Source organism: Falsiroseomonas sp. HW251, assembly GCF_050563545.1.
GTDB lineage: Bacteria > Pseudomonadota > Alphaproteobacteria > Acetobacterales > Acetobacteraceae > Falsiroseomonas.
Map to the genome: position 1 here is coordinate 32,107 of NZ_JBNXUM010000030.1, position 21,891 is coordinate 53,997.

A 21,891-nucleotide genomic window follows, 5' to 3' on the forward strand; every position below is an offset into this window, starting at 1 on the left:
CCGTCACCCCTTTGCACCGGACACCGCATTGTGACGCCTACGTGCTGCACCGCATTCGCGCCGTTGCGTTCCGAATCACGGTCGCTGGCGCTTGCCGCCGCGTCGTACGCAACGGAGGGCAGCGCGTGGCCGATCGGATTCTCATCACCGGTGGGGCGGGTTTCATCGGCTGTCATCTCGCCAGGCTGCTGCTGCGGCGCGGCCATCGCGTGCGCGTGCTGGACAGCCTGATCGAGCAGGTGCACGGCGACGCGTCGCGCGCGCGCGGGCTTCCCGCGGATGCGGAACTCGTCATTGGCGACATACGCGACATCGCAATGCTGAGGCGCGCGCTTGTCGGGGTGGACAAGGTGGTGCACCTCGCCGCCGAGGTCGGCGTCGGGCAGAGCATGTATGCCGTCGACCGCTACGTCTCGGTCAACGACCAGGGCACCGCGGTGCTGTTCCAGGCGTTGATCGAGAAGCCCGTGGCGCGCGTCGTGGTCGCGTCGTCGATGAGCGTCTACGGCGAAGGGCTGTACCGCGACGCCGATGGCGCACTGCACGAGTCCGTCACGCGTAAGCCGCGCGCGTCCGGCGAGCCCTGGGATCCGCTGGACGCGCAGGGCCGCCCGCTGGTGCCGGTGCCGACGCCGGAGACGAAGCGGCCCGCGCTGGCGTCGGTCTACGCCATCACGAAATACGCGCAGGAACGGCTGACGCTGACGCTGGCGCCGGCCTACGGCATGGAAGGCGTCGCGCTGCGCCTGTGGAACGCCTACGGGCCAGGTCAGGCGCTGTCCAACCCTTATACCGGCGTGCTGGCGATCTTCGCGGCCCGCCTGCAGAACGGCCAGCCGCCGGTCATCTTCGAGGACGGGCGCCAGCGCCGCGACTTCGTCCATGTCGAGGACGTCGCGCGCGCCTTCCTGCTTGCGCTCGAACGACCGGAGGCCGCGGGCGGCGTCTTCAACATCGGCAGTGGAGAGGAGCGCACGGTCGCCGAGGTCGCGCTGTTGCTGGCCGAGGCGATGGAACGCCGTGGCATCGCGCCGGAGATCGCGGACAAGGCGCGTGCCGGCGACATCCGGCATTGCGTGCCGGACCTGTCGCTCGCGCGGGCGCGCCTCGGCTACGTCGCGCAGCGCGACTTCCGCGACGGACTGGCGGAGCTGGCGCATTGGGTGGCGCGACAGCAGGCGGAAGACCGCGTCCACCAGGCGCGGCGCGAACTTGAAGCACGGGGCCTGGTGGCGTGAGCCGGCTGCTGGTCACCGGTGGCGCCGGCTTCATCGGTGCGAATCTGTCGGACAGGCTGGCCCAGGCCGGGCATGACGTGGTCGTCTTCGACGCGCTGCGACGCCCTGGCGTGTCGCGCAACCTGTCCTGGCTGCGGGGCCGCCATCCGAAGCGCATCCACGCGGCGATAGGCGATATCCGCGACGGGTCGGCGCTGGACGCAGCGCTGCGCGACGTGGATGGCGTGTTCCACCTGGCTGCCCAGGTCGCGGTGACGACCAGCCTCGTCGAGCCAGCAGAGGATTTCGCGGTCAACCTGCAGGGCACCTTCCAGCTTCTGGACTTGCTGCGCCGCCGGCCGGGCCCGCCCTGTCCCCTGGTCTTTGCCAGCACCAACAAGGTCTATGGCGACCTCGGCGATGTCGCATTGCGACACGATGGGGACGCCTGGCTGCCGGAGGCGATCGGCCTGCGCCGCCTAGGTGTGGCGGAGGACCGGCCGCTCGACTTCCACACACCCTACGGGTGTTCCAAGGGCGCGGCCGACCAGTACGTGCTGGACTTCGCGCGCAGCTACGGCATGCCCGCAGCGGTGCTGCGGATGAGCTGCATCTACGGACCGCGCCAGATGGGGACCGAAGACCAGGGCTGGGTCGCGCATTTCCTGATCCGCGCCCTGCGCGACGAGCGCGTCACGCTCTACGGTGACGGCGCGCAGGTCCGCGACATCCTGCATGTAGACGATGCTGTCGCGGCCTGGATCGGCGCCTGGCGGAACATGGACCGGGTGGCCGGCCGGGCCTTCAACCTCGGCGGCGGGCCGGCCAACGCCGTCAGCCTCGTGCAGCTGCTGGAGGCGATCGGAGAGATCACCGGCCGGCCGGTCGGCGTGGAATACGGCCCGGCGCGCGCCGGCGACCAGCGCTGGTTCGTCGCGGATGCGCGCGCGATCCGCAGCGCCTTGAGCCTGCCGGAACCGGTGCCCTGGAAGATCGGCATCCGGCACCTCGCGGAATGGCTGGCCGAGGAAGGGATCGGCGCGCGCAAGCTGGAGGAGGCGCTGCGTTGAGGATCGCGCTCGTCAACCCGGCCTGGGACTTCTCGGGCAGCATCTATTTCGGATGCCGCGCGCCGCATCTCCCGCTGGAGCTCGGTGCGTCCCGCGTGCTGCTGGAACGCGCGGGACACGAGGTGCTCCTGCTGGATGCGCCGCTGCAGGGCATGTCGCAGGAGCAGACCGCCGACGCCGTCGCCGATTTCGCCCCGGCGATGACGGTCGTCACCACGGCGCCGACTTACCTGTTCTGGCGCTGCGCGCCGCCGGAACTGCGCATCCCCCGCGAATTCCTGGACGCGCTCGGCAGGCGCGGCGGGCGGACGGTCGCCGTCGGCCCGCATGGTTCCGCGACGCCCGGCGCGACGCTGCGCAAGCTCGGCTGCGACGTCGTCGTGCGTGGCGAATGCGAGGAGGTGATCGTCACGCTCGCCGGCGCCGGGGACCTCGCGCGCGTTCCCTCCGTCGCCTTCCTCGACGGCGGCATCCGCGTGACCGGCGAGCCCGCGGCCACCCGCTTCACCGACCTGCCGGCGCTGCGCTGGCCGGACGAGTGGGTGGCGCGCCACGCGCATCACCACCACCGCTTCGACGCGCCCCCGCTCGGGCCCGGCGCGGAGGTCGAGGCGTCGCGCGGGTGCCCCTATCACTGCAGCTTCTGCGCCAAGATCGACTTCCGCGACCGTTACCGGCGCCGCGACCTGGCTCCGCTGCTGGAGGAGATCGACGGCCTGCGTGCGCAGGGTGCGACCTATCTCTACTTCATCGATGAGATCTTCCTGCCCAACCGCGCCCTGCTGGAGGCGATGGTCGGGCGGGGGCTGTCCTTCGGCATCCAGACGCGCATCGACCTCTGGAAGCCGGAGATGCTGGAACTGCTGGGCCGCGCGGGCTGCGTCTCGATCGAGGCCGGGGTCGAGAGCCTCACGCCTGAAGGCCGCGCCGCCCTCGACAAGGATTGCCGCATCGGCACGGACGAGCTCGCGCAGCGCCTGCTGCACGCCCAGCGCTTCGTGCCTTTCGTGCAGGCCAATCTGATCCGCGTCGAAGGCGACGACGCCGCCATGGTCTCGGCCTGGCGCCAGCAGCTCCAGGCCGGTGGCGTCTGGGCGAACGATCCCGTGCCGCTCTATCCCTATCCCTCCTCGCCGGATTATCGGCGCCTCTGGGGCGAGCCGGACGACCAGGCCTGGGAACGCGCGCACGCGCATTATCTCGCGCAGTTCGACGCCTTCAGCGACATCCAGGAGGAGCGGCCGCTGCCGCTGTCTGAACTGGAAACGGCCTGCTTGGGATGAGGGCCGACCGTCATCTCCTGATGACGGCGGATGCGGTCGGCGGCGTCTGGACCTATGCGATGGACCTCGCGGCAGCGTTGGTCCCGCTCGGCACGCGCACTACCCTGGCGGTCATGGGCACGGGTGTGGAGGCGCGGCATCGCGAAGCGGCTGCAGCGATACCCAGGTTGACGCTGGTGGAGACGGGCTGGCCGCTGGATTGGCTGGCAAAGGAACCCTCCGCGATCCTGCGCGCCGGCGAGGCGCTGGCCGCGCTGGCGTCCCGTGTTCGTGCCGACCTGCTTCAGCTCAACAGCCCGGCGCTCGCCGCCGCGGCGCGTTTCCCCTGTCCTGTCGTCGGCGTCTGCCATTCCTGCCTGGCGACCTGGTGGGACGCAATGCGGCAGGGAGCGCTGCCGGACGACTTCGCCTGGCGCGACGCACTGCTCAAGCAAGGCTATGCGCGCTGTGACGCCCTGGTGGCGCCTAGCCGCGCCTTCGCGGCGGCCACTGCGCGCGTGCACGGCCTCGCGCTGCCCGAGGTCGTGTGGAACGGTCGCCGCGCATCGGGCGTGGCCGCGCGCGCCGGACACTTCGCCTTCACCGCGGGCCGGCTCTGGGACGAGGCGAAGGACGTGGCCACGCTCGACGCGGCGGCTGCGGTGCTCGACCTGCCGTTCTTCGCCGCGGGCCCTACGGGCGCGCCGCATGGCAGCGTCGTCGCGCTGCCGCATCTGCGGCTTCTCGGCGGGCTGGACGCGCAGGCGATCGCGGCCTGGCTCGCGCGCGGACCCATCTTCGTCTCCGCGGCGCGCTACGAGCCTTTCGGGCTCGCGGTGCTGGAGGCGGCGCAGGCCGGCTGCGCGCTGGTCCTGTCCGATATCCCGACCTTCCGGGAGTTGTGGGACGGCGCGGCCGTCTTCGTGCGGCCGGGCGACGCGGCCGCCTTCGCGGACGCCATCTTCATGCTGTCGCGGAACCGGGAACAAAGAAGCTTGCTGCGCGTTGCCGCCCTGCACCGGTCCCAACGCTACACCGCCGAGGCGATGGCAGCGGGCATGGCCGCGATCCATGCGCGACTACTCGCGCAGGGAGGAGGAAGGAGCGCCGCGTGAGGATCGTCTGGTTCACCCACTCCCTGCGCTCCTGCTGGAATCATGGCAACGCGCATTTCCTGCGCGGTGTGCTGCGCCAATTGCAGGCGCTGGGGCATGAGACGCTGGCCTGCGAGCCCGAGGATGGCTGGAGCCTGGCGAATCTGATGCGCGACCACGGCAAGGGCGGCCTCGCCGTCTTCCAGCGCGACTTCCCGGACTTGGGGTGGCGCAGCTATGCGACGCGCGACGGCATCGCTGCGCTGGTGCAGGACGCCGAGGCCGTCGTCGTGCACGAATGGAGCGAGCCCTGGCTCGTCGCGGAACTCGGCGCGATGCGGCGGCGCGGTGCGCCATTCACGCTGCTGTTCCACGACACGCATCACCGCGCCGTCAGCGACCCGCAGGCGATCCACGCCTTCGACCTCGATGGCTATGACGCCGTGCTCGCCTTCGGCGCCACATTGGCCGAGGTCTACCGCCGCTGGGGCTGGGGGGACCGCGCGCTGGTCTGGCATGAAGCCGCAGACACAAGCCTGTTCCGTCCGCTGAGCGGCGCGCAGCCACGCGACGGGCTCGTCTGGATCGGCAACTGGGGCGACGACGAACGTGGTGAGGAGCTCGAGGAATTCCTGCTGCGCCCTGCGCGTGACGCGGAGCTGGCGCTCGACATTCATGGCGTCCGCTACCCGCCAGAGGCGCTGGCCACGCTGGCGCGCTACGGCGCGCAGTATCGCGGCTGGCTGCCCAACAGCGCGGCGCCCGGCATCTTCGCCCGGCACATCGCGACCGTCCATGTGCCGCGGCGGCATTACACGCGCGCGCTGCCGGGCATCCCGACGATCCGCGTCTTCGAGTCGCTCGCCTGCGGCATTCCGCTGCTGTCCGCGCCCTGGAGCGACAGCGAGGGGCTGTTCACGCCGGGCGAGGATTTCCTCGTTGCCCGCAACGGCGCCGAGGCGACGCGCCACCTGCGCGCCCTGCGCGACGACGCGGCGCTGCGCCACGCGCTGGCGGCCCGCGGCCTCTCGACGATCCGCGCACGTCATACCTGCCTGCATCGCGCGCGCGAGCTGCTGGGCCACCTCGCGCGGCTGCGCGCCCCCGCGGAACTGCCGGCATGAGGATCGCCTTCTACGGATCGAGCCTGCTGTCGGCCTGGTGGAACGGAGCAGCCACCTACTACCGCGGCCTGATCCGGGAGCTCGCGCTGCTCGGCCACCACACGACCTTCCATGAACCCGACGCGTTCGACCGGCAGCGCCACCGCGACATGGACCCGCCGGACTGGGCCGAGGTGCGGGTCTGGCGCGCCGATGTGGCGGGGCTGCGGGCCGCCATCGCCCAGGCCGCGGACGCGGATGTCGTGGTGAAGGCGAGCGGCGTCGGCGTCTTCGACGACGAGCTGCTGGACGGCGTGATGCGCGCCGCGCGGCCCGATGCGCTGCGCATCTTCTGGGACGTGGACGCGCCTGCGACGCTGGCGGAGATACGGGGCGATGCGGCGCATCCGCTGCGGCGCGGTCTGCCGGGCCTCGACCTCGTGCTGACCTATGGCGGCGGGCCGCCGGTGGTGACGGGCTATCGCGAGCTCGGCGCGCAGCGTTGCGTACCGGTCTACAACGCGCTGGATCCGACGACGCACCATCCCGTGTCGCCCGATCCGCGCTTCGCGGGCGATCTGAACTTCCTGGCCAACCGCCTTCCGGACCGGGAGGCGCGGGTCGAGGAGTTCTTCCTGCGTGCCGCCGCGCTGCGGCCCGGCGATCGCTTCGTGCTCGGCGGCAATGGGTGGGACGGCAAGGCGATGCCGGGCAATGTCCGCGCCCTCGGCCATGTCGGCACGGCGGACCACAATGCCTTCAACGCCTCCGCCCTGGCCGTGCTGAACGTGGCGCGGGACAGCATGGCCGCGACCGGCTTCTCCCCCGCGACCCGCGTCTTCGAAGCCGCGGGCGCCGGCGCCTGCCTGATCACCGACGCCTGGGAAGGTCTCGGCCTGTTTCTCGATGACGGCGAGGAGGTGCTGGTCGCGCGCGACGGCGCGGATGTCGCGGACCACCTCGCCGCGCTCGATCCCGGCCGCGCAAGGGCGATCGGGCAGGCCGCGCGGGCGCGCATCCTGGCGGGTCACACCTATGCACGCCGTGCGTCGCAGGTGGACGCTTTGCTGCGGGAGCACGCCGCGATGCGCCAGGCCCAGCCGGCATGAAACTCGTCGTCCTGGGGCTCAGTCTTTCCTCGGCCTGGGGGAACGGGCACGCCACGACCTGGCGCGCGTTGCTCGGCGCTTTCGCCGCGCGCGGACACGACGTGCTGTTCCTTGAGCGCGACGTGCCGTGGTACGCCGCCAACCGCGACCTGCCGCAGCCCAGCTTCTGCCGCTTCGCGCTCTACCGCGACCTCGACGGGCTTGCCGACTGGAAACGGGAGATCGCGGGCGCGGATGCGGTGATCGTCGGCTCCTACGTGCCTGACGGCGTCGCGGTCGGGCGGCTGGTGCAGCGGATGGCGGAAGGCGTGACGGCTTTCTACGACATCGACACGCCGGTGACGCTCGCGAAGCTGGCGCGCGGCGACCACGAATACGTCTCGCCGGCGCTGATCCCGGGCTACGACCTCTACCTCTCCTTTACCGGCGGGCCGACGCTGTCGCTGCTGGAACGACGCTATGGCGCGCGGGCGGCGCGGGTCCTGTACTGCTCGGTGGACGCGGCCGCCTATCAGCCGATGCGCCGCGCGACGCGCTGGGACCTGTCCTATCTCGGCACCTGGAGCGCCGATCGGCAGCCCGTGCTGGAGCGCCTGCTGATCGAACCCGCGCGGCGCGCGCCGGGTCTGCGCTTCGTCGTGGCCGGTGCGCAATATCCCGCCGGCATCGAGTGGCCGGCCAATGTCGAGCGGATCGAGCATGTGCCGCCGACCGGCCATCCCGCCTTCTACGCGGCATCGCGCTTCACGCTGAACGTGACGCGTGCCGACATGGTGCGCGCGGGCTGGAGCCCGAGCGTGCGGCTGTTCGAGGCCGCGTCCTGCGGAACGCCGGTGATCTCCGACATCTGGCCCGGGCTTTCCTCCCTGTTCGTGCCCGATCGCGAGATCCTGCTGGCGCGGACGGCGGAGGAGGTGCTGGCCGCCCTCGACGACCCCGGCGGGGAACGCCGCCGCCGCATCGCCACCGCTGCGCGTCGCCGCGTGCTGCGCGCCCACACCGCGGCGCACCGGGCCGCGGCGCTGGAGGCGCATCTCCGCACCGCCATGACGCGCCGTCGCGACCGCGCGGCTATGGAGGAGATGCGGCTCTAGCCCGCGATCGCTCTGAGTGTGCACGCCGTAGGCGGCATACGAAGAGCGTGAATCGCCGGGCCGGAGAAAGCTGGACCCGCATTGCCCTGACCACAGTCAGGGCAATGCGGGGCTAGCCGCCTCGCTCCAGGATGGCGCGCAGCGCGGCCAGGGGCACCGACCAGTCGCCCGGCCGCTCCTGCCGCAGCAGGCGCATCGTCGGGTACCACGGGCTGTCGTCGCGGCCCTCCATCCAGCGCCAATCCGCGGGCTCCGTGAGCAGCAGCAGCACCGGCACGCCGAGCGCGCCGGCAAGGTGGGCGGGAAAGCTGTCGATGCTGACGACGAGGTCGAGGCCGCGCATCAATGTCGCCGCCGCCAGCGGATCGTCGCTGCCGGACGGAACGCCGACGCCGGGCGCGCACTCCTCCACGCCCGGCCCGCGCTGCAGGATGTTGAACCGGACGCCGGGAATGCCGGCGAGCGGCCGCAGCAGGTCGAAGGGGATCGAGCGACGAATGCCCCAATCGCCGGCCCGCCATACCAGCCCTACTTCCAGCGCGTCCTTGTCGCGCGCCGGCGGCGCGGGCGGATGCAGGTAGGGCACGCGCGACGGCAGCGTCGTCGGCGTGATGCGCAGCGCGTGGGCCAGCTCCATGAGCTCGATGTCCACGTCGTACTCGGCTTCCGGTGTGCCGTCGTGCAGCGGCAGCAGGCGCGGCGCCTTCCGCATCGTGGCCAGGAGCGGGATCAACGCGGGCTGCGCCCAGACCGTGACATCCTTCGCGATGGCTTGCAGCGGCGCGACGAGGCGGATGAACTGGATGGTGTCGCCGAGCCCGTGATAGCAGCGCACCAGCACGCGCCGCCCCGCCAGCGGCGAGCCGTCCCACACGGCCTGAAGATGCCGCGGCAGCGTCCAGTCACGCGGGCCGAGTGCCTCGTCCGACAGGGCCCAGGCCTCGTCCCATGCGCCGCGCCGCATCAGCGCCATCCAACGCGCCCCGGGATCCTGCTCCATGCCGTTCGCAACGCGCGGGCGGCACGCCTGTTCTCAGTGGTGCTCCCAGTCCTGCAGGCTGTCTGTGTTCGGCGGCGAAGTCCCCAGCACGTCGCCCTCCGTCGTGACGCCCAGCCCGTTCAGGAGGCGGTTGGAGTAGTTGAAATACGCGCAGACTTGGTTGGCCTCCAGGATCTCGCCGTCATCGGCGCCGGCCTCGCGCAGCGCGGCGATGTCGGCCTGCTCCATCTTCTGTGGCTCCAGCGTCAGCTTGCGGACATGGCGCAGCAGCGCGAGTTCCTTGCCCTGGAAGGCGCGCTCGGGCTGCGCGGCGGCCAGCGCCTTGTAGATGGCCTGCGCGCGGGCATCGTCCTGCAGAAGCCGCGACAGGCCGGCGAAGTGATGCGCGACGGAATAGCCGCAGGCATTCGACAGGCTGGTGTAGATCCCGAGGCATTCCAGGAACCACACCGGCATCCCGTTGCCGGCGTGGTGCAGCACGGCCTTGTAGAGCGCGCTGTGGCCTTCCATCGTGTGCGGCCGCAGGCTGTGCGCGCGCATGACGTTGTCGATCTGCCCGCCCGGGCCCTTCACGCGGTCATAGAGGCTTCTCAGGTAGCCCTCGCTCTCGGCATAGGGCACCAGGCGGATCCAGGCGGGGTTCCGGCTGTCGCGGTCCATTCAGGCGATCCTCGATACCAGGCGCCGTTGCAGGGCGCGATGTCCGGCGCGGCCTGGCGATGGCGCCGCCGCGCGCGGGGTCCGTCCTCGCCTCAGCCGCGCGCGTCCGGCTCGCCCGCGCGGTACTTGAATGCCTTGTCGAAGCGCCCGACGATCCATTCGCCGCAGGTGACGGGAGGGTGCCGGGCCTCCGCGGGATCGTCCAGCAGGTCGCGGGGGTCCACGACGGTGTGGAAGGACGGGTCGAAAAAGACCGCGACGGATTGCCGCGCCCTGCCCGAGGTGTTGACCACGCGATGCGCGTTGGACCGGAAGCGGTCATTGGTCCAGCGATGCATGAGGTCGCCGACATTCACGACGAAGGTGCCCGGGATCGGGTGCGCCGTGACCCATTCCCCGCTGGCGTTCAGCACCTGCAGCCCGCCGGTCATGTCCTGGCAGAGGAAGGTCAGCCCGCCATAATCGGTGTGCGGCGCGACGCCGAACTGGTCCTGGCCCAGCTCGGGCGGCTGCGGCGGGTACCAGATCAGCGACCCGCGCGCGAGCGGCCTGGCGAAGCGGCTGTCGAAGAATTCGGCCGGACGCCCCAGGCTCAGCGCGAGGCCGCGCAGCACGCGACGTCCAAGCGTCAGCACGTGCTCGTAGTAGCCATAGGCGGCCTGCCGCAGCGCCGGCATGCCGGCGGGCCAGTTGTTCGGCCCCATCAGCGGCGTGCCCGCGGCGACGTCCGGATCGCCGGGCGGAAGCTCGAGACCCCAGACGAAGCTCTCCTTCAGATCCACCTTGGCTCCGCTGAACATCGTCGCTCCGCCATGGCCGATCCATCCGCGGTGAAGGCCATTGACCTTTACCTTTTCCTTTTGTGCCTGCGGCAGCGCGAAGAAGTCGCGTGCGGCGCCGAAGGCCGCGTCGATCGCGGATTGCGGCACGCCGTGGTTGGAGACGTAGAAGAAGCCGATGCGCTCGCTGGCCTCGCGCATCGCGCGGCCGGCCGCGGCGCTGCCGGCGGGGTCGCCTGCGAGGAGCGCGCCGATATCCACCACGGGGATCTCGCCGAGTTCGATCTGCCGTGCCGTCGCATAGGCCATGGGGCACCCCTCCTGCGTGCATCCTCTCGCGGAACGCCGCGACAGGGAAGCATTGCCGTCCGCGCTACGGCCGTGCTGGCATGGCGGCATGCGCCTCGACCTGATGAGCCGCGATGCCGTCGCGGCCCGTATCGCGTCCGGACGCCGCGGCGTGATCCTCCCGCTCGGCAGCCTGGAGCCGCATGCGGGGCCAGGCGCGCTCGGCACGGATGCGATCTGCGCCGGCGCGGTGGCCGAGCGTGCGGCGGAGCGCGTGGGCGGAATCGCCGCGCCGGCGCTGGCCTATGGGATGGTGCAGTTCCATCTCGGCGCACCGGGCTGCGTGAGCCTGCGGCCCTCCACGCTGTCGGCGCTGCTCTTCGATGCGATCGTCAGCCTCGGGATGGGCGGGCTGACGCGGGTGCTGCTGCTGACCGGCCATGGCGGCAATGCCGCGCCGGCGCAGGCCGCGATCCAGGAGGTGATGGCCGAGGTCTCGCTGGGCCGGCTGCGCTTCCCCGCGCCGGTCAGCGCCAAGCTGCGGGCCTGGTGGGAGGGGCCGCGGCTCGCCGCGTTGCGTCGCGAGCTGTATGGCGACCGCGAGGGCTTCCACGTAACCCCGTCCGAGGTCGCGATCGCGATGACGGTGCATCCCGCTCTGGCCGTCCCGCGGGACGCCTGGCCGGCCTGGCGCGCGGTGGCGCACGACCCGCTGCACGACCTCGGCGGCGACCGGCACGAGGATGCCGCACGCCATGCCGCGCGCTTCCCGGACGGGCCCATCGGCAGCGACCCGTCGCTGGCGACCGCGGAGGACGGCGAGCGGCTTCTGGATGCGGCCGCGCAGGACGTCGCGGAGGCCTTCGCCGCCTTCGAGGCCGCGCCCGATCAGTCCGCGCGATAGGCCGTCGCCTCCACCTCCACGGTGATGCCCGGCGCGAAGAAGCCGGTCATGTAGACCCAGCCAAGCGCCGGGCGGATCGCGCGGAAGACCTCGCCATGCGCCCTGCCGGATTCCACCCAATGCGCTGGATTGGCGACGTAGATGCGGGTCTTCACCACGTCATCCATCGCCATCCCCACGGCCTCCAGCGAGGCGCGGATCAGGTCGAGGCAGGCCAGCGTCTGGCGATAGACGTCGCCGGGATGCAGCACCGTGCCGTCATCGGCGCAGGGGCTGCACAGCGCGGTCTCGGCATAGGGGCCGACGCGGACGGCGCGGCTATAGCCGCATGACTTCTCCCAGGGCCGGCCCGTGTCGAAGGAGCGTCGCGTCACGTCTAGGCCTGGGTGACGCCCCATTTCTGGTTGATCTCGTCGAAGAAGCCGCTGGCGAGGCGAATGGTGATCCAGGCGTCGAGGAAGTTCTTGAACACCACGTCGTTCAGCGGCGAGAGGAAGGCCATCGGGATCGGGTTGCGCGGCGTGTTCTGGAAGATCGCGACCAGGTCCGGGTATTCGCGCGTCAGGAATGCCGCCTCGATCAGGGACGACATCGTGGCGTCCACCCGCCCGCCCAGCAATTCCTGCCAGTCGCGCGCCGGGCTTTCGACCCGCCTAAGCGTCGCGCCGGGGAGCGATCCCTGCACCCAGGTCTCCATCGTCGTGCCGAGGTTCACGCCGATCGACACGCTGCGCTGGTTCAGCGCGTCCCAGTTCGCGAACCTGTTCGCGTCACGGCGGCGAACCAGCGGGACGAAGGCATTGCGGCCCCAGGGGATGGAGAAGCTCGCCGCCATCGCGCGCGGCACGGACATCGATGTCCCCGTGAAAACCAGGTCGTACTGGTCGGCCTGCAGCCCGTTGATCAGCGTGCGCCAATCCGCCGCGACGAACTCGGCGCGGACATTCATGTCGCGCGCCAGTTGCTGCGCGGCCTCGATCTGATGGCCGCGGTATTCGCGGCTCGCGGGGTCGCGGAAGCTCATCGGATTGAAGTCGCCGGTCGTGCCGAAACGGATGCGCCCGGAGGACTGGATCGAGGCGAGCTTCCCGCCCGCGGCGGCCTGCGCCTGGGCCTGCGCCGGAAGGGCGAGCGCGGCGGCCGCGGCCGCAACCGGGAGGGAACGGCGGTTCATCGGGCGGTCTCCTCATGGGGAAATGATGCGGCTTGCGCGGTCACGGAACCGTGCGACATTCGTCGCTGCGGTGCAACAGGCGAGAGCGTGATGACGGGCCAGCTGCGAGTAATCCTGTTGCTGGCCCTGCCTCTGCTGCTCGCGGGATGCGGCGGCAATTGGGGCTGGCATGTCGTCAATCCCGCGGACACGCGTGGCCAGGCCAACCTGCTGTTCATGCTGTCGGGCTTCTGGGCGACGGTGTCGCTGTCCTTCGCGACGATGGCGTTGTCGCTCGTGCTCGGGTTTGCCGTCGCCTTGCTCGGCATGGCGAAGACGCGGCCGCTGCGGCTCGTCAACCGCGTCTATGTCGAGCTGTTCCGCGCCATCCCGATCCTGGTGATGATCCTCTGGGTCTTCTATGGGCTGCCGGTGGTGCTCGACATCCGGCTCGACGTCTTCGTCGCGGCGATGCTCGCCATCGCGCTGTGCGACTCCGCCTTCGAAGCCGAGATCTTCCGCGCCGGCATCCAGTCCGTCGAACGCGGCCAGCGCGAGGCCGCGATGGCGCTCGGGCTGCATCCCTGGCATCGCATGCGCTTCGTCATCCTGCCCCAGGCGATCCGCCGCGTGCTGCCGCCCATCGCCAACCAGTTCATCTACGTCGTGAAGATGAGCAGCCTCGCAAGCGTCATCGGCTATCAGGAGCTGACGCGGAAGGCGAACGAGCTCGTCGTCACGGTCTTCCGCCCGCTCGAGCTCTACACGATCCTCATCCTGGAATACCTCGTGCTGATCCTGCTGATCTCGGCCGCGGTGCGGTGGCTGGAGGGGCGCATGGGCGCCGACCAGTCGCTGCGCCGCGACGCGTGACCATACCCGGATAAGTTGAGCTTGACGGCGCGCTGAGCCATCCCATCCAATTGGGTCGAAGCGGCATCGCAACGCCGCACGGCCCTGGGGTGGAGCTGTCAGCCATGAATCGTCGTCATCTGCTTGCGGCCGGCGCCGGCCTGCCGTTCCTCGCCATGCCGGGCCTGGCGCGCGCGCAGCGCGGCACCTCCGTCGGCGTCTCCTGGTCGAACTTCCAGGAGGAGCGCTGGAAGACCGACGAGGCCGCGATCCAGGCCACGCTCCGCGCCGCCGGCGCGACCTATGTCTCGGCCGATGCGCAGTCCAATCCGACGAAGCAGCTCGCCGACATCGAGAGCCTGTTGTCGCGCGGCGTGAAGGCCATCATCGTCCTCGCGCAGGATGCGCAGGCTGTCCGCCCTGCCGTGGACAAGGCGCTGAACGAGGGTGTCGCCGTCGTCGGCTATGACCGGCTGATCGAGGATCCGCGCGCCTTCTACCTGACCTTCGACAACATCGAGGTCGGCCGCATGATGGCCCGCGCCGTGCAGGCCGCGAAGCCCGAGGGCAGCTACGCCTTCATCAAGGGCAGCAGCGCCGATCCGAATGCGGGCTTCCTGTACCAGGGCAGCATGGAGGTGCTGAAGCCCGCCATCGACGCGGGGCGCATCCGCAACGTCGGCGAGGCCTTCACCGATGGCTGGCTGCCCGCCAATGCTCAGCGGAACATGGAGCAGATCCTGACCCGCAACAACAACCGGGTGGACGCCGTGATCGCCGCGAACGACGGCACCGCGGGCGGGGCGATCGCGGCGCTGGCGGCGCAGGGCATGGCGGGCAGCGTTCCGGTCTCCGGCCAGGACGCCGACCGCGCCGCGCTGAACCGCATCGCGCAGGGCACGCAGACCGTGACGATCTGGAAGGACGCGCGCGAGCTCGGCAAGAACGCCGCCGAGATCGCGCTGCGCCTCGCCGGCGGGGCCCGGCTGAACGAGGTGCCGGGATCCGTGCAGTGGAACCAGGGCCCGTCGCGCGCCAACATGACCGCGCTGTTCCTCCGCCCGCAGCCCATCACGCGGGAGAACCTGCAGCTCGTCATTCAGGGCGGCTGGGCGACGCGTGACGCGGTCTGCCAGGGTGTCCCAGCCGGCCGCGTGCCGGCCTGCTCTTGAGCGACCACGCCCCGCGCGCCGCGGGCGCGACCGCCCAGCGCGGCTTCGGCGAGACCTCGGGCGCGGGGCCCGGCAGGCCCCGCGTCTCCGACGCGATGCGCGCGCTTGAGGTCGATCCGCGCCTGATCGGCATGCTGGCCGCGCTGGTCGCGATCTGGGTCGGCTTCGACCTGCTGTCAGGCGGGGCGTTCCTGACGCCGCGCAACCTCTGGAACCTGTCGGTCCAGACGGCCTCGGTCGCCGTCATGGCGTGTGGCATGGTGCTGGTCATCGTCACGCGCAACATCGATCTGTCGGTCGGCGCGATCCTCGGCGTGACGGGGATGCTGATCGGCGTGCTGCAGGCGCGCGTGCTGCCCGACATCGTCGGGCTCGAGAACCCGCTGACCTGGGTCATCGCGGTGATCGCCGCGATCGTCATCGGTGGCGCGATCGGGCTGTTCCAGGGCGCGCTGATCGCCTGGCTGTCCATTCCTTCCTTCATCGTCACGCTGGGTGGGCTGCTGGTCTGGCGCGGGGCGGCCTGGTGGGTGACGCAGGGCCAGACCGTGGCCCCGATGGACGGGCGCTTCCGCATGCTGGGCGGCGGGGTCGAAGGCGCGATCGGCGCGACGGCGTCCTGGATCATCGGCGGCGTCGCGGCCGCGGCGATCGCGGTGGCGCTGCTGCTGGCGCGGCGCAGGCGGCTCGGCTTCGGCTTCCCCGTGCGACCTGTCTGGGCCGAGGCGGTGGTGATGGTGCTCGCCGTCGGCGCGGTGCTGGGCGCGGTGATGGTGGCGAACAGCTACCCGCTGCCGGTCGGCATCGCGCGCCGCATGGTCGAAGCCGCGGGCGGCAGCTGGGTGCCCGGCACCTTCATCGCGCATGGCCTGGCGATCCCCGTGCTGGTCGCGATCGGCGTCGGCATTGCGATCACGGTGCTGACGACGCGCACGCGCTTCGGCCGCGCGGTCTTCGCGATCGGCGGCAACCCCGAGGCTGCGGAGCTCGGCGGCATCAACACGCGGCGCACCATCATGCTGGTCTTCGGTCTGATGGGCGCGCTTTGCGGCATCGCCGCCTGCATCTCCACCGCGCGGCTGAACGCCGCGACGAACGCGGCGGGCTCGCTGGACGAGCTCTATGTCATCGCCGCGGCCGTGATCGGCGGCACCTCGCTCGCCGGCGGGGCGGGGACGATCGCGGGCGCGATGCTCGGCGCGCTGGTCATGCAGTCGCTCCAGTCCGGCATGGTGCTGCTTGGCGTTGATGCGCCGATGCAGAACATCGTGGTGGGCCTGGTGCTGGTGCTCGCGGTCTGGCTCGACACGGTCTACCGGAGGCGCGTCAAGTGACGGCCCCGCTGGTCGAGATGAGGGACATCCACCTGTCCTTCGGCGGCATCAAGGCCGTGGACGGCGCCAGCGTCGACCTGCACGAGGGCGAGGTGGTCGGCCTGCTCGGCCATAACGGCGCCGGCAAGTCCACGCTGATCAAGGTGCTGTCGGGCGCCTACCGCGCGGATCAGGGCGAGATCGACGTGCGCGGCGAGCCCGCGCAGATCCACTCGCCACGCGATGCCCGACGCTACGGCATCGAGACGATCTACCAGACGCTGGCGCTGGCCGACAATCTCGACGCGGCCGCGAACATCTTCCTCGGGCGAGAGATCCTGACGCGCTGGGGCACGCTGGACGACGCCGCGATGGAGGCGGCGACGCGCCAGGTCATGGGCCGGCTCAACCCGCATTTCCGCCGCTTCAAGGAACCCGTGCGCGCGCTGTCCGGCGGCCAGCGCCAATCCGTCGCGATCGCGCGCGCCATCCATTTCGACGCGCGCATCCTGATCATGGACGAGCCGACGGCGGCGCTCGGTCCGGCGGAGACGCGGCAGGTCGGCGAGTTGGTGAAGCAGCTGAAGGCGCAGGGGATCGGGATCTTCCTCATCAGCCATGACATCCACGACGTCTTCGACCTCGCGGACCGCATCAGCGTGATGAAGAACGGGAAGCTCGTGGGCACGGCGAAGGTCGCCGACATCACGAAGGACGAGGCGCTCGGGATGATCATCCTGGGCAAGTGTCCCCCGGGCGCGGTGCCCGGCCCGGGGGCGATGCAGTAGGGCTGTCACCGACCCCGCATCAGCGCCTCCCTCCCCCGCAAGCGGGCGAGGGAATGCAAGAGCGGGGGAGGGGTCAGGCCTACTCCGCCAGCGACATCCCCAACGCCGGCTTCGCATCCGCGGGCAGCGGGCTCTCATAGGGCTTGCCGCCCGTGCGCTTGCGGTGGTCCTCCTTCGCCTTCGCGATCAGGTCGGGGTTCTGCAGCGCGTCGATCGCCGTCCCAGCCATCGCCTTCGCCACATGCACCATGCCGGTATGAGCCAGGTTGCTCTTGCCGACGGCGACGACCTGCCAGCTATGCGCGGGCGTGCCGATCGGCCAGGTGGCGCCACGCGCCTGCACCGTAGGCACCTTCCACGAGACGTCGCCGACATCGGTGGATCCGATCATGCCCGCGCCCTGCGCCTCCACCGGCACGATCTCGGTCGTCAGCGCCTTGTTCATGTCGACCGGCATGCCCTGGCGCCGATAGGCCGCGACGATGTCCTCCTCGCGCAGCGTCTTCTGGATCTCCTTCGCGAAAGCGTGGTCCTCCGGCGTGAAGGGCGGCGGGCCCAGGCGCTCGAGGTTCTTGTGCAGCAGCGCCTCCAGAGGCGTGTTGCCCAGCAGGTCCGACACGGCCGAGACGACCTGCGTCTCGACCGTCGTCTCGGTCATCAGCGCCGCGCCGTCCGCGATCTTGCGCACGCGCGCCACCAGCGGCCGCAGCTCCTCGAGGTTCCGCGCGCGGATGAGGTAGCGGACCTTGGCGCGGCCCTGAACGACGTTCGGCGCGATCCCGCCGGCGTCGAGATAGGCGTAGTGGATACGCGCGTCGGAGGGCATGTGCTCGCGCATGTAGTTCACGCCGACATTCATCAGCTCCACCGCATCCAGCGCCGACCGCCCGAGATGCGGCGCCGCGGCCGCATGGCTGGACCGGCCATGGAAGGTGAAGTCGATGCGCGTGTTGGCCAGGCTCCGCGGCTCGTTCACGCCAGCGAAGCAGGCGGGATGCCAGGAGATCGCGATGTCAACGTCGTCGAAGGCGCCGCTGCGGACCATGAAGCCCTTGGCGGCGCCGCCTTCCTCGGCCGGGCAGCCGTAGTAGCGCACGCGGCCCTTCATACCGTTCGCGTTCAGCCAGTCCTTCACCGCCGCGGCGGCCAGCATCGCGCCGGAACCCAGCAGGTTGTGGCCGCAGCCATGCCCGCGCGTCTCGCCCGGCACCGGCTTCGGCTCCGCGACGCCGGCTTCCTGCGACAGGCCGGGCAGCGCGTCGTATTCGCCGAGGATGGCGATGACCGGACCTTCCTCTCCGGCCTCGCCCATCAGCGCCGTCGGGATGCCCGCCACGTTGGTGGTGACGCGAAAGCCCTCGCGCTCCAGCATCTGCCGGTGCTCCTCGGCGGAGCGGTGCTCATCGTAGCAGAGCTCCGGCATCCCCCAGACGCGGTCGGACAGCGCCACGAAGTCGTCGCGCTTCTCCTCCACCAGGCGCCAGACCTGTTCCTCGTTCTGCATCGTTCTGAACTCCTTCAATACACCACGACGGAGCGGATGGACTCGCCACGCTCCATCAGTTCGAAGCCATGGTTGATCCGATCGAGCGGCATCACATGGGTGATCAGGCTGTCGATGTCGATCTTCCCTTCCATGTACCAGTCCACGATCTTCGGTACGTCGGTGCGCCCGCGGGCGCCGCCAAAGGCGGTGCCCTTCCAGACGCGGCCGGTGACGAGCTGGAAGGGACGTGTCGCGATCTCCTGCCCGGCGCCGGCGACCCCGATGATGATGCTCTCGCCCCAGCCGCGGTGGCAGCATTCCAGAGCCTGGCGCATTAGCTTGACGTTGCCCACGCATTCGAAGCTGAAATCCGCCCCGCCGCCCGTCAGGTCCACGATGGCCTGCACGACCTTGTCGTCGCCCACCTCCTTCGGGTTGACGAAATGCGTCATGCCGAATTTGCGCGCCATCTCCTCGCGCGCGGGGTTGATGTCCACCCCGATGATCCTGTCGGCGCCGACCATGCGCGCGCCCTGGATCACGTTAAGCCCGATGCCGCCGAGGCCGAAGACCGCGACATTGGCGCCCGGCCAGACCTTCGCCGTGTTGATCACGGCGCCGATGCCGGTCGTCACCCCGCAGCCGATGTAGCAGATCTTCTCAAAGGGCGCGTCCTCCCGCACCTTGGCGACCGCGATCTCCGGCAGCACCGTGAAGTTCGCGAAGGTCGAGCAGCCCATGTAGTGCATGACTTGCCCGCCATCGCAGGAAAAGCGCGATGTGCCATCCGGCATCACGCCCTTGCCCTGCGTCGCGCGGATCGCGGTGCAGAGGTTCGACCGCCGCGACAGGCAGGTTTTGCACTGCCGGCATTCCGGCGTGTAGAGCGGGATGACATGGTCGCCCGGCTTCACGCTGGTCACGCCCGCGCCGACCTCGCGCACGATGCCCGCGCCCTCATGGCCCAGGATGGCGGGGAACAGTCCTTCGGGATCCGCGCCCGACAGCGTGTAGAGGTCGGTGTGGCAGAGGCCCGTGGCCTTCACCTCGACCAGCACCTCGCCGGCCTTCGGGCCCTCGATGTCCACCGTCGTCACGTCCAGCGGCTTCCCCGCCGCCCAGGCCACCGCCGCGCGCGTCTTCATCCCGTTCCTCCTCGAGGCGTCGGCGCATCCTGCGACGCTTCGCGCTCCGCGTCAGCCCCGCCCCATGCGATGACGGATCGAGGGTTGCGCGGGATCGCGCCAGGGGCGAACAAGCCCGGCATGCGCATCCTGCTGCTCAATGCCAACACCACCGCCGCCATCACGGACCGCCTGGTCTCGGTCGCCCAGGCCATGGCTCCGGCGAGCGTCACCTTCGTCGGCGCCACGGCGCGCTTCGGCGCGCGCTACATCGCCTCCCGCGCGGCCTCGGCCATCGCGCAGCACGCGGCGCTCGACGCCTATGTCGAGCAGGGCGCGGGCATGGATGCCGTGCTGATCGGCTGCTACGGCGACCCCGGCCTCGATGCGATCCGCGAGATCGCGGCCGTGCCGGTGCTGGGCCTCGCCGACGCTGCAGCGCAGGAGGCGCTTCGCATCGCCCCGCGCTTCGGCGTGGTGACGGGCGGCGCCGCCTGGAAGCCGATGCTGGAGGAGTTCCACGCCGCCCGCGGCTATGCGGGCCTGGCCGGCGTGCGCACCGTCGCGCCCTCGGGCGGCGAGATCGCGCGCGATCCCAACGCTGCGCTGGCGATCCTGGCGGAGGCGTGCCGCGCCAGCGCGGAACACGACGGCGCCGGCGCGGTGATCCTCGGCGGCGCGGGCCTGGTCGGGCTTGCGGCGCGGCTGAAGGACCGGGTCCCGGTCCCGGTGATCTGCTCGGTCGAGGCCGGGGTGCGCGCCGCGATCGCCGCGCTGCGACAGGGTCCGGCAGGGCTCGTGCCGCACCAGGCCGTGGAGACGGTGGGGCTCTCGCCATGGCTGGCGGCGCGGCTGGGGTAGGAGACGCGGATTTTAGCGTTTTAGCCTTTTAACGTTTTACCGCTTTGGCAGCGCCGCCTTCGGACAAAAGCGCACCCCGCCCCGAAACGCCGACGGCCCGCCGGAAGGGCGGGCCGTCGCATGGGCGCACGGGCGGTGTGATCGGCTGATGTTACGCGCGCGCGATGCCGGGGCGCAACGGAAAACCGGGCGCCTTCAGACCGGCAGGCGGACCCGCGCGCGCAGGCCACCCAGGGGGCTTTCCTCCAGCACGATGTCGCCGCCATGCGCGCGCACGATGTCGCGCGCGATGGCGAGCCCGAGCCCGGTCCCGCCGGCACTGAAGGTCGCGAAGGGGCGGAAGGCCTCCTCGCGCTGGTCGGACGCGATGCCGGGTCCGTCGTCGTCCACCGTGACCTGCGCCCAGCCCGGCCGTCCCGTCGGCGCGGGCTCGTCGCGCGGCTGCTCCGTCACCGCGACCGCGATCCGCCTGGCATGCTTGCGCGCATTGTCCAGCAGGTTCGCCAGGCAGCGCCGCAGCGCATCCGGGCGCAGCGGCAGCACCAGCGCCTCCGGCGCCTCCACCACGACCTCGGCGCCGTCGCGCCGGGCCTTCTGCGCGACGTCGCGCACGATGGCGGCGAGGTCCGCCGGGCGCGGCTGCTCCGCCACCTCGCCGCGGGCGAAGGCGAGGTAGGCGGCGATCATCCGCTCCATCTCCTCGACATCCTCCGTCAGCGCCGAGATGTCGGCCTCCTCCTCCTCCGTCCGCGGCAGCACCGCGAGGCCGAGCCGCATGCGCGTCAGCGGCGTGCGGAGGTCGTGGCTGATGCCGGCCAGCATCTCGGTGCGCTGGCCGACGAAGCGCCGGATGCGTTCCTGCATGCGGTTGAAGGCGACTGCGGCCTGGCGGACCTCGGCGGCCCCCTCCGGCTTCATCGGGCCGATGTCACGGCCAAGGCCGAAGGCCTCCGCCGCGCCCGCCAGGCGCCGGATCGCGCGCACCTGGTTCTTCATGAACAGCGCCGCGACGAGGAAGAGCAGCGCGGAGGAGCCGACCAGCCAGATCATGAACAGATAAAGCGTGCCGCTGAACAGCCGCTTGCGCGGCGCCTCGACATGCAGCACGCCGCCCGGCAGCTGGATGCGGATGATCACGCTGCGCGGGTCGGAGGTCCAGTCCGCGTCGAACGGCCGGCCGATGCGCTCGACCAGCGCGCTCTGCAGATCCTCCTCGAGCGGCAGGAGCGGCAGCGACGCGGCGCGGCCCGGCGTGGGGCCGAGCGAGGCGCCGTCCTCGAAGGCCATGCCGAGCTCGAAGCGCCAGGCGGCCTCCCGGAAGACGACAGCGCGGTTCTCCGCCGAGGGGTCGCGCAGGATCAGCTCCACGACGAAGCTGACCTCGCCGGCGACGGCGCCGGCCAGGCGGCGCGAGATGACGTCGAGATGCGAGCCGTAGAAGACCTGCAGCGCGACGCCCTGCAGGATCAGCAGCGGCAGCAGGATGATCAGCAGGCTGCGCCCGAGCAGCCCCCGCGGCATCAGCAGGCGCAGCAGGCGGGAGAAGGGCGGCACGCTGCGCT

21 protein-coding genes are annotated in these 21,891 nt (G+C 71.0%); 13 read left to right on the top strand and 8 right to left on the bottom strand.

Annotated elements, in window-relative coordinates; genetic code table 11:
- The first annotated feature begins 125 nt into the window (after positions 1-125).
- The 7 genes from ACLF3M_RS27580 to ACLF3M_RS27610 are packed head-to-tail and all read left to right on the top strand — an operon-like array spanning position 126 to position 7,949.
- Positions 126-1,238: an NAD-dependent epimerase/dehydratase family protein gene (locus ACLF3M_RS27580; protein ID WP_430660218.1), complete on the top strand. Its 1,113-nt coding sequence runs from the start codon at positions 126-128 to the stop codon at positions 1,236-1,238.
- Positions 1,235-2,287, top strand: coding sequence for an NAD-dependent epimerase/dehydratase family protein (locus ACLF3M_RS27585; protein ID WP_430660219.1), 1,053 nt, complete (start codon positions 1,235-1,237; stop codon positions 2,285-2,287). Before ACLF3M_RS27580 ends, ACLF3M_RS27585 begins: the two co-directional genes overlap by 4 nt.
- Positions 2,284-3,570, top strand: a complete 1,287-nt coding sequence (locus ACLF3M_RS27590; RefSeq protein WP_430660220.1) for a TIGR04295 family B12-binding domain-containing radical SAM protein — start codon at positions 2,284-2,286, stop codon at positions 3,568-3,570. Before ACLF3M_RS27585 ends, ACLF3M_RS27590 begins: the two co-directional genes overlap by 4 nt.
- Positions 3,567-4,664: a glycosyltransferase family 4 protein gene (locus ACLF3M_RS27595; RefSeq protein ID WP_430660221.1), complete on the top strand. Its 1,098-nt coding sequence runs from the start codon at positions 3,567-3,569 to the stop codon at positions 4,662-4,664. The genes ACLF3M_RS27590 and ACLF3M_RS27595 overlap by 4 nt, the downstream gene beginning before the upstream one ends.
- Positions 4,661-5,767, top strand: coding sequence for a CgeB family protein (locus ACLF3M_RS27600; protein ID WP_430660222.1), 1,107 nt, complete (start codon positions 4,661-4,663; stop codon positions 5,765-5,767). The genes ACLF3M_RS27595 and ACLF3M_RS27600 overlap by 4 nt, the downstream gene beginning before the upstream one ends.
- Positions 5,764-6,855, top strand: a complete 1,092-nt coding sequence (locus ACLF3M_RS27605; protein WP_430660223.1) for a CgeB family protein — start codon at positions 5,764-5,766, stop codon at positions 6,853-6,855. The genes ACLF3M_RS27600 and ACLF3M_RS27605 overlap by 4 nt, the downstream gene beginning before the upstream one ends.
- Positions 6,852-7,949, top strand: coding sequence for a CgeB family protein (locus ACLF3M_RS27610; protein WP_430660224.1), 1,098 nt, complete (start codon positions 6,852-6,854; stop codon positions 7,947-7,949). The genes ACLF3M_RS27605 and ACLF3M_RS27610 overlap by 4 nt, the downstream gene beginning before the upstream one ends.
- A gap of 112 nt (positions 7,950-8,061) precedes the next feature.
- Here ACLF3M_RS27610 and ACLF3M_RS27615 read toward each other — a convergent pair whose 3' ends face one another.
- The 3 genes from ACLF3M_RS27615 to ACLF3M_RS27625 form a co-directional block, all read right to left on the bottom strand.
- On the bottom strand, positions 8,062-8,949 hold the full coding sequence (locus ACLF3M_RS27615) for a hypothetical protein (RefSeq protein ID WP_430660225.1): 888 nt from the start codon (positions 8,947-8,949) through the stop codon (positions 8,062-8,064).
- Between the two features lie 33 nt (positions 8,950-8,982).
- Positions 8,983-9,609: a carboxymuconolactone decarboxylase family protein gene (locus ACLF3M_RS27620; protein WP_430660226.1), complete on the bottom strand. Its 627-nt coding sequence runs from the start codon at positions 9,607-9,609 to the stop codon at positions 8,983-8,985.
- 92 nt (positions 9,610-9,701) lie between these two features.
- A complete protein-coding gene (locus ACLF3M_RS27625; protein ID WP_430660227.1) occupies positions 9,702-10,697 on the bottom strand; it encodes an isopenicillin N synthase family dioxygenase in 996 nt (331 codons plus the stop codon).
- Between the two features lie 88 nt (positions 10,698-10,785).
- On the opposite strand from ACLF3M_RS27625, the gene ACLF3M_RS27630 reads away from it, so the two are divergent.
- Positions 10,786-11,580, top strand: a complete 795-nt coding sequence (locus tag ACLF3M_RS27630; protein WP_430660228.1) for a creatininase family protein — start codon at positions 10,786-10,788, stop codon at positions 11,578-11,580.
- On the opposite strand, the gene ACLF3M_RS27635 is transcribed toward ACLF3M_RS27630, so the two are convergent.
- Both ACLF3M_RS27635 and ACLF3M_RS27640 read right to left on the bottom strand, forming a co-directional pair.
- Positions 11,565-11,954 (bottom strand): Rid family hydrolase, encoded by a 390-nt coding sequence (locus ACLF3M_RS27635; protein WP_430660229.1) that lies wholly within the window; start codon positions 11,952-11,954, stop codon positions 11,565-11,567. The genes ACLF3M_RS27630 and ACLF3M_RS27635 overlap by 16 nt on opposite strands.
- 2 nt (positions 11,955-11,956) lie before the next feature.
- Entirely contained in the window at positions 11,957-12,754 is a 798-nt protein-coding gene (locus tag ACLF3M_RS27640; protein ID WP_430660230.1) for a transporter substrate-binding domain-containing protein, read from the bottom strand.
- A gap of 90 nt (positions 12,755-12,844) precedes the next feature.
- Between ACLF3M_RS27640 and ACLF3M_RS27645 the strand changes: the two genes are divergently transcribed.
- The 4 genes from ACLF3M_RS27645 (at position 12,845) to ACLF3M_RS27660 (ending at position 16,858) form a co-directional block, all read left to right on the top strand.
- Positions 12,845-13,606 (top strand): amino acid ABC transporter permease, encoded by a 762-nt coding sequence (locus tag ACLF3M_RS27645; RefSeq protein WP_430660231.1) that lies wholly within the window; start codon positions 12,845-12,847, stop codon positions 13,604-13,606.
- A gap of 104 nt (positions 13,607-13,710) precedes the next feature.
- Positions 13,711-14,757 (top strand): D-xylose ABC transporter substrate-binding protein, encoded by a 1,047-nt coding sequence (gene xylF, locus ACLF3M_RS27650; RefSeq protein WP_430660232.1) that lies wholly within the window; start codon positions 13,711-13,713, stop codon positions 14,755-14,757.
- Entirely contained in the window at positions 14,754-16,091 is a 1,338-nt protein-coding gene (locus ACLF3M_RS27655) for a sugar ABC transporter permease (RefSeq protein WP_430660233.1), read from the top strand. Before xylF ends, ACLF3M_RS27655 begins: the two co-directional genes overlap by 4 nt.
- Positions 16,088-16,858, top strand: a complete 771-nt coding sequence (locus ACLF3M_RS27660) for an ATP-binding cassette domain-containing protein (RefSeq protein ID WP_430660234.1) — start codon at positions 16,088-16,090, stop codon at positions 16,856-16,858. The genes ACLF3M_RS27655 and ACLF3M_RS27660 overlap by 4 nt, the downstream gene beginning before the upstream one ends.
- Positions 16,859-16,937: 79 nt before the next feature.
- Here ACLF3M_RS27660 and ACLF3M_RS27665 read toward each other — a convergent pair whose 3' ends face one another.
- Both ACLF3M_RS27665 and ACLF3M_RS27670 read right to left on the bottom strand, forming a co-directional pair.
- Complete coding sequence (locus tag ACLF3M_RS27665) at positions 16,938-18,362, bottom strand: M20 family metallopeptidase (protein WP_430660235.1); 1,425 nt, start codon at positions 18,360-18,362, stop codon at positions 16,938-16,940.
- A 14-nt stretch (positions 18,363-18,376) separates the two neighbouring features.
- Positions 18,377-19,489: an S-(hydroxymethyl)glutathione dehydrogenase/class III alcohol dehydrogenase gene (locus ACLF3M_RS27670; RefSeq protein ID WP_430660236.1), complete on the bottom strand. Its 1,113-nt coding sequence runs from the start codon at positions 19,487-19,489 to the stop codon at positions 18,377-18,379.
- A 120-nt stretch (positions 19,490-19,609) separates the two neighbouring features.
- On the opposite strand from ACLF3M_RS27670, the gene ACLF3M_RS27675 reads away from it, so the two are divergent.
- Positions 19,610-20,329 (top strand): aspartate/glutamate racemase family protein, encoded by a 720-nt coding sequence (locus ACLF3M_RS27675; protein WP_430660237.1) that lies wholly within the window; start codon positions 19,610-19,612, stop codon positions 20,327-20,329.
- A gap of 195 nt (positions 20,330-20,524) precedes the next feature.
- On the opposite strand, the gene ACLF3M_RS27680 is transcribed toward ACLF3M_RS27675, so the two are convergent.
- The gene (locus ACLF3M_RS27680; protein ID WP_430660238.1) at positions 20,525-21,883 is read right to left on the bottom strand and encodes an ATP-binding protein; all 1,359 of its coding nucleotides are present in this window, start codon (positions 21,881-21,883) and stop codon (positions 20,525-20,527) included.
- Positions 21,884-21,891: the final 8 nt, after the last annotated feature.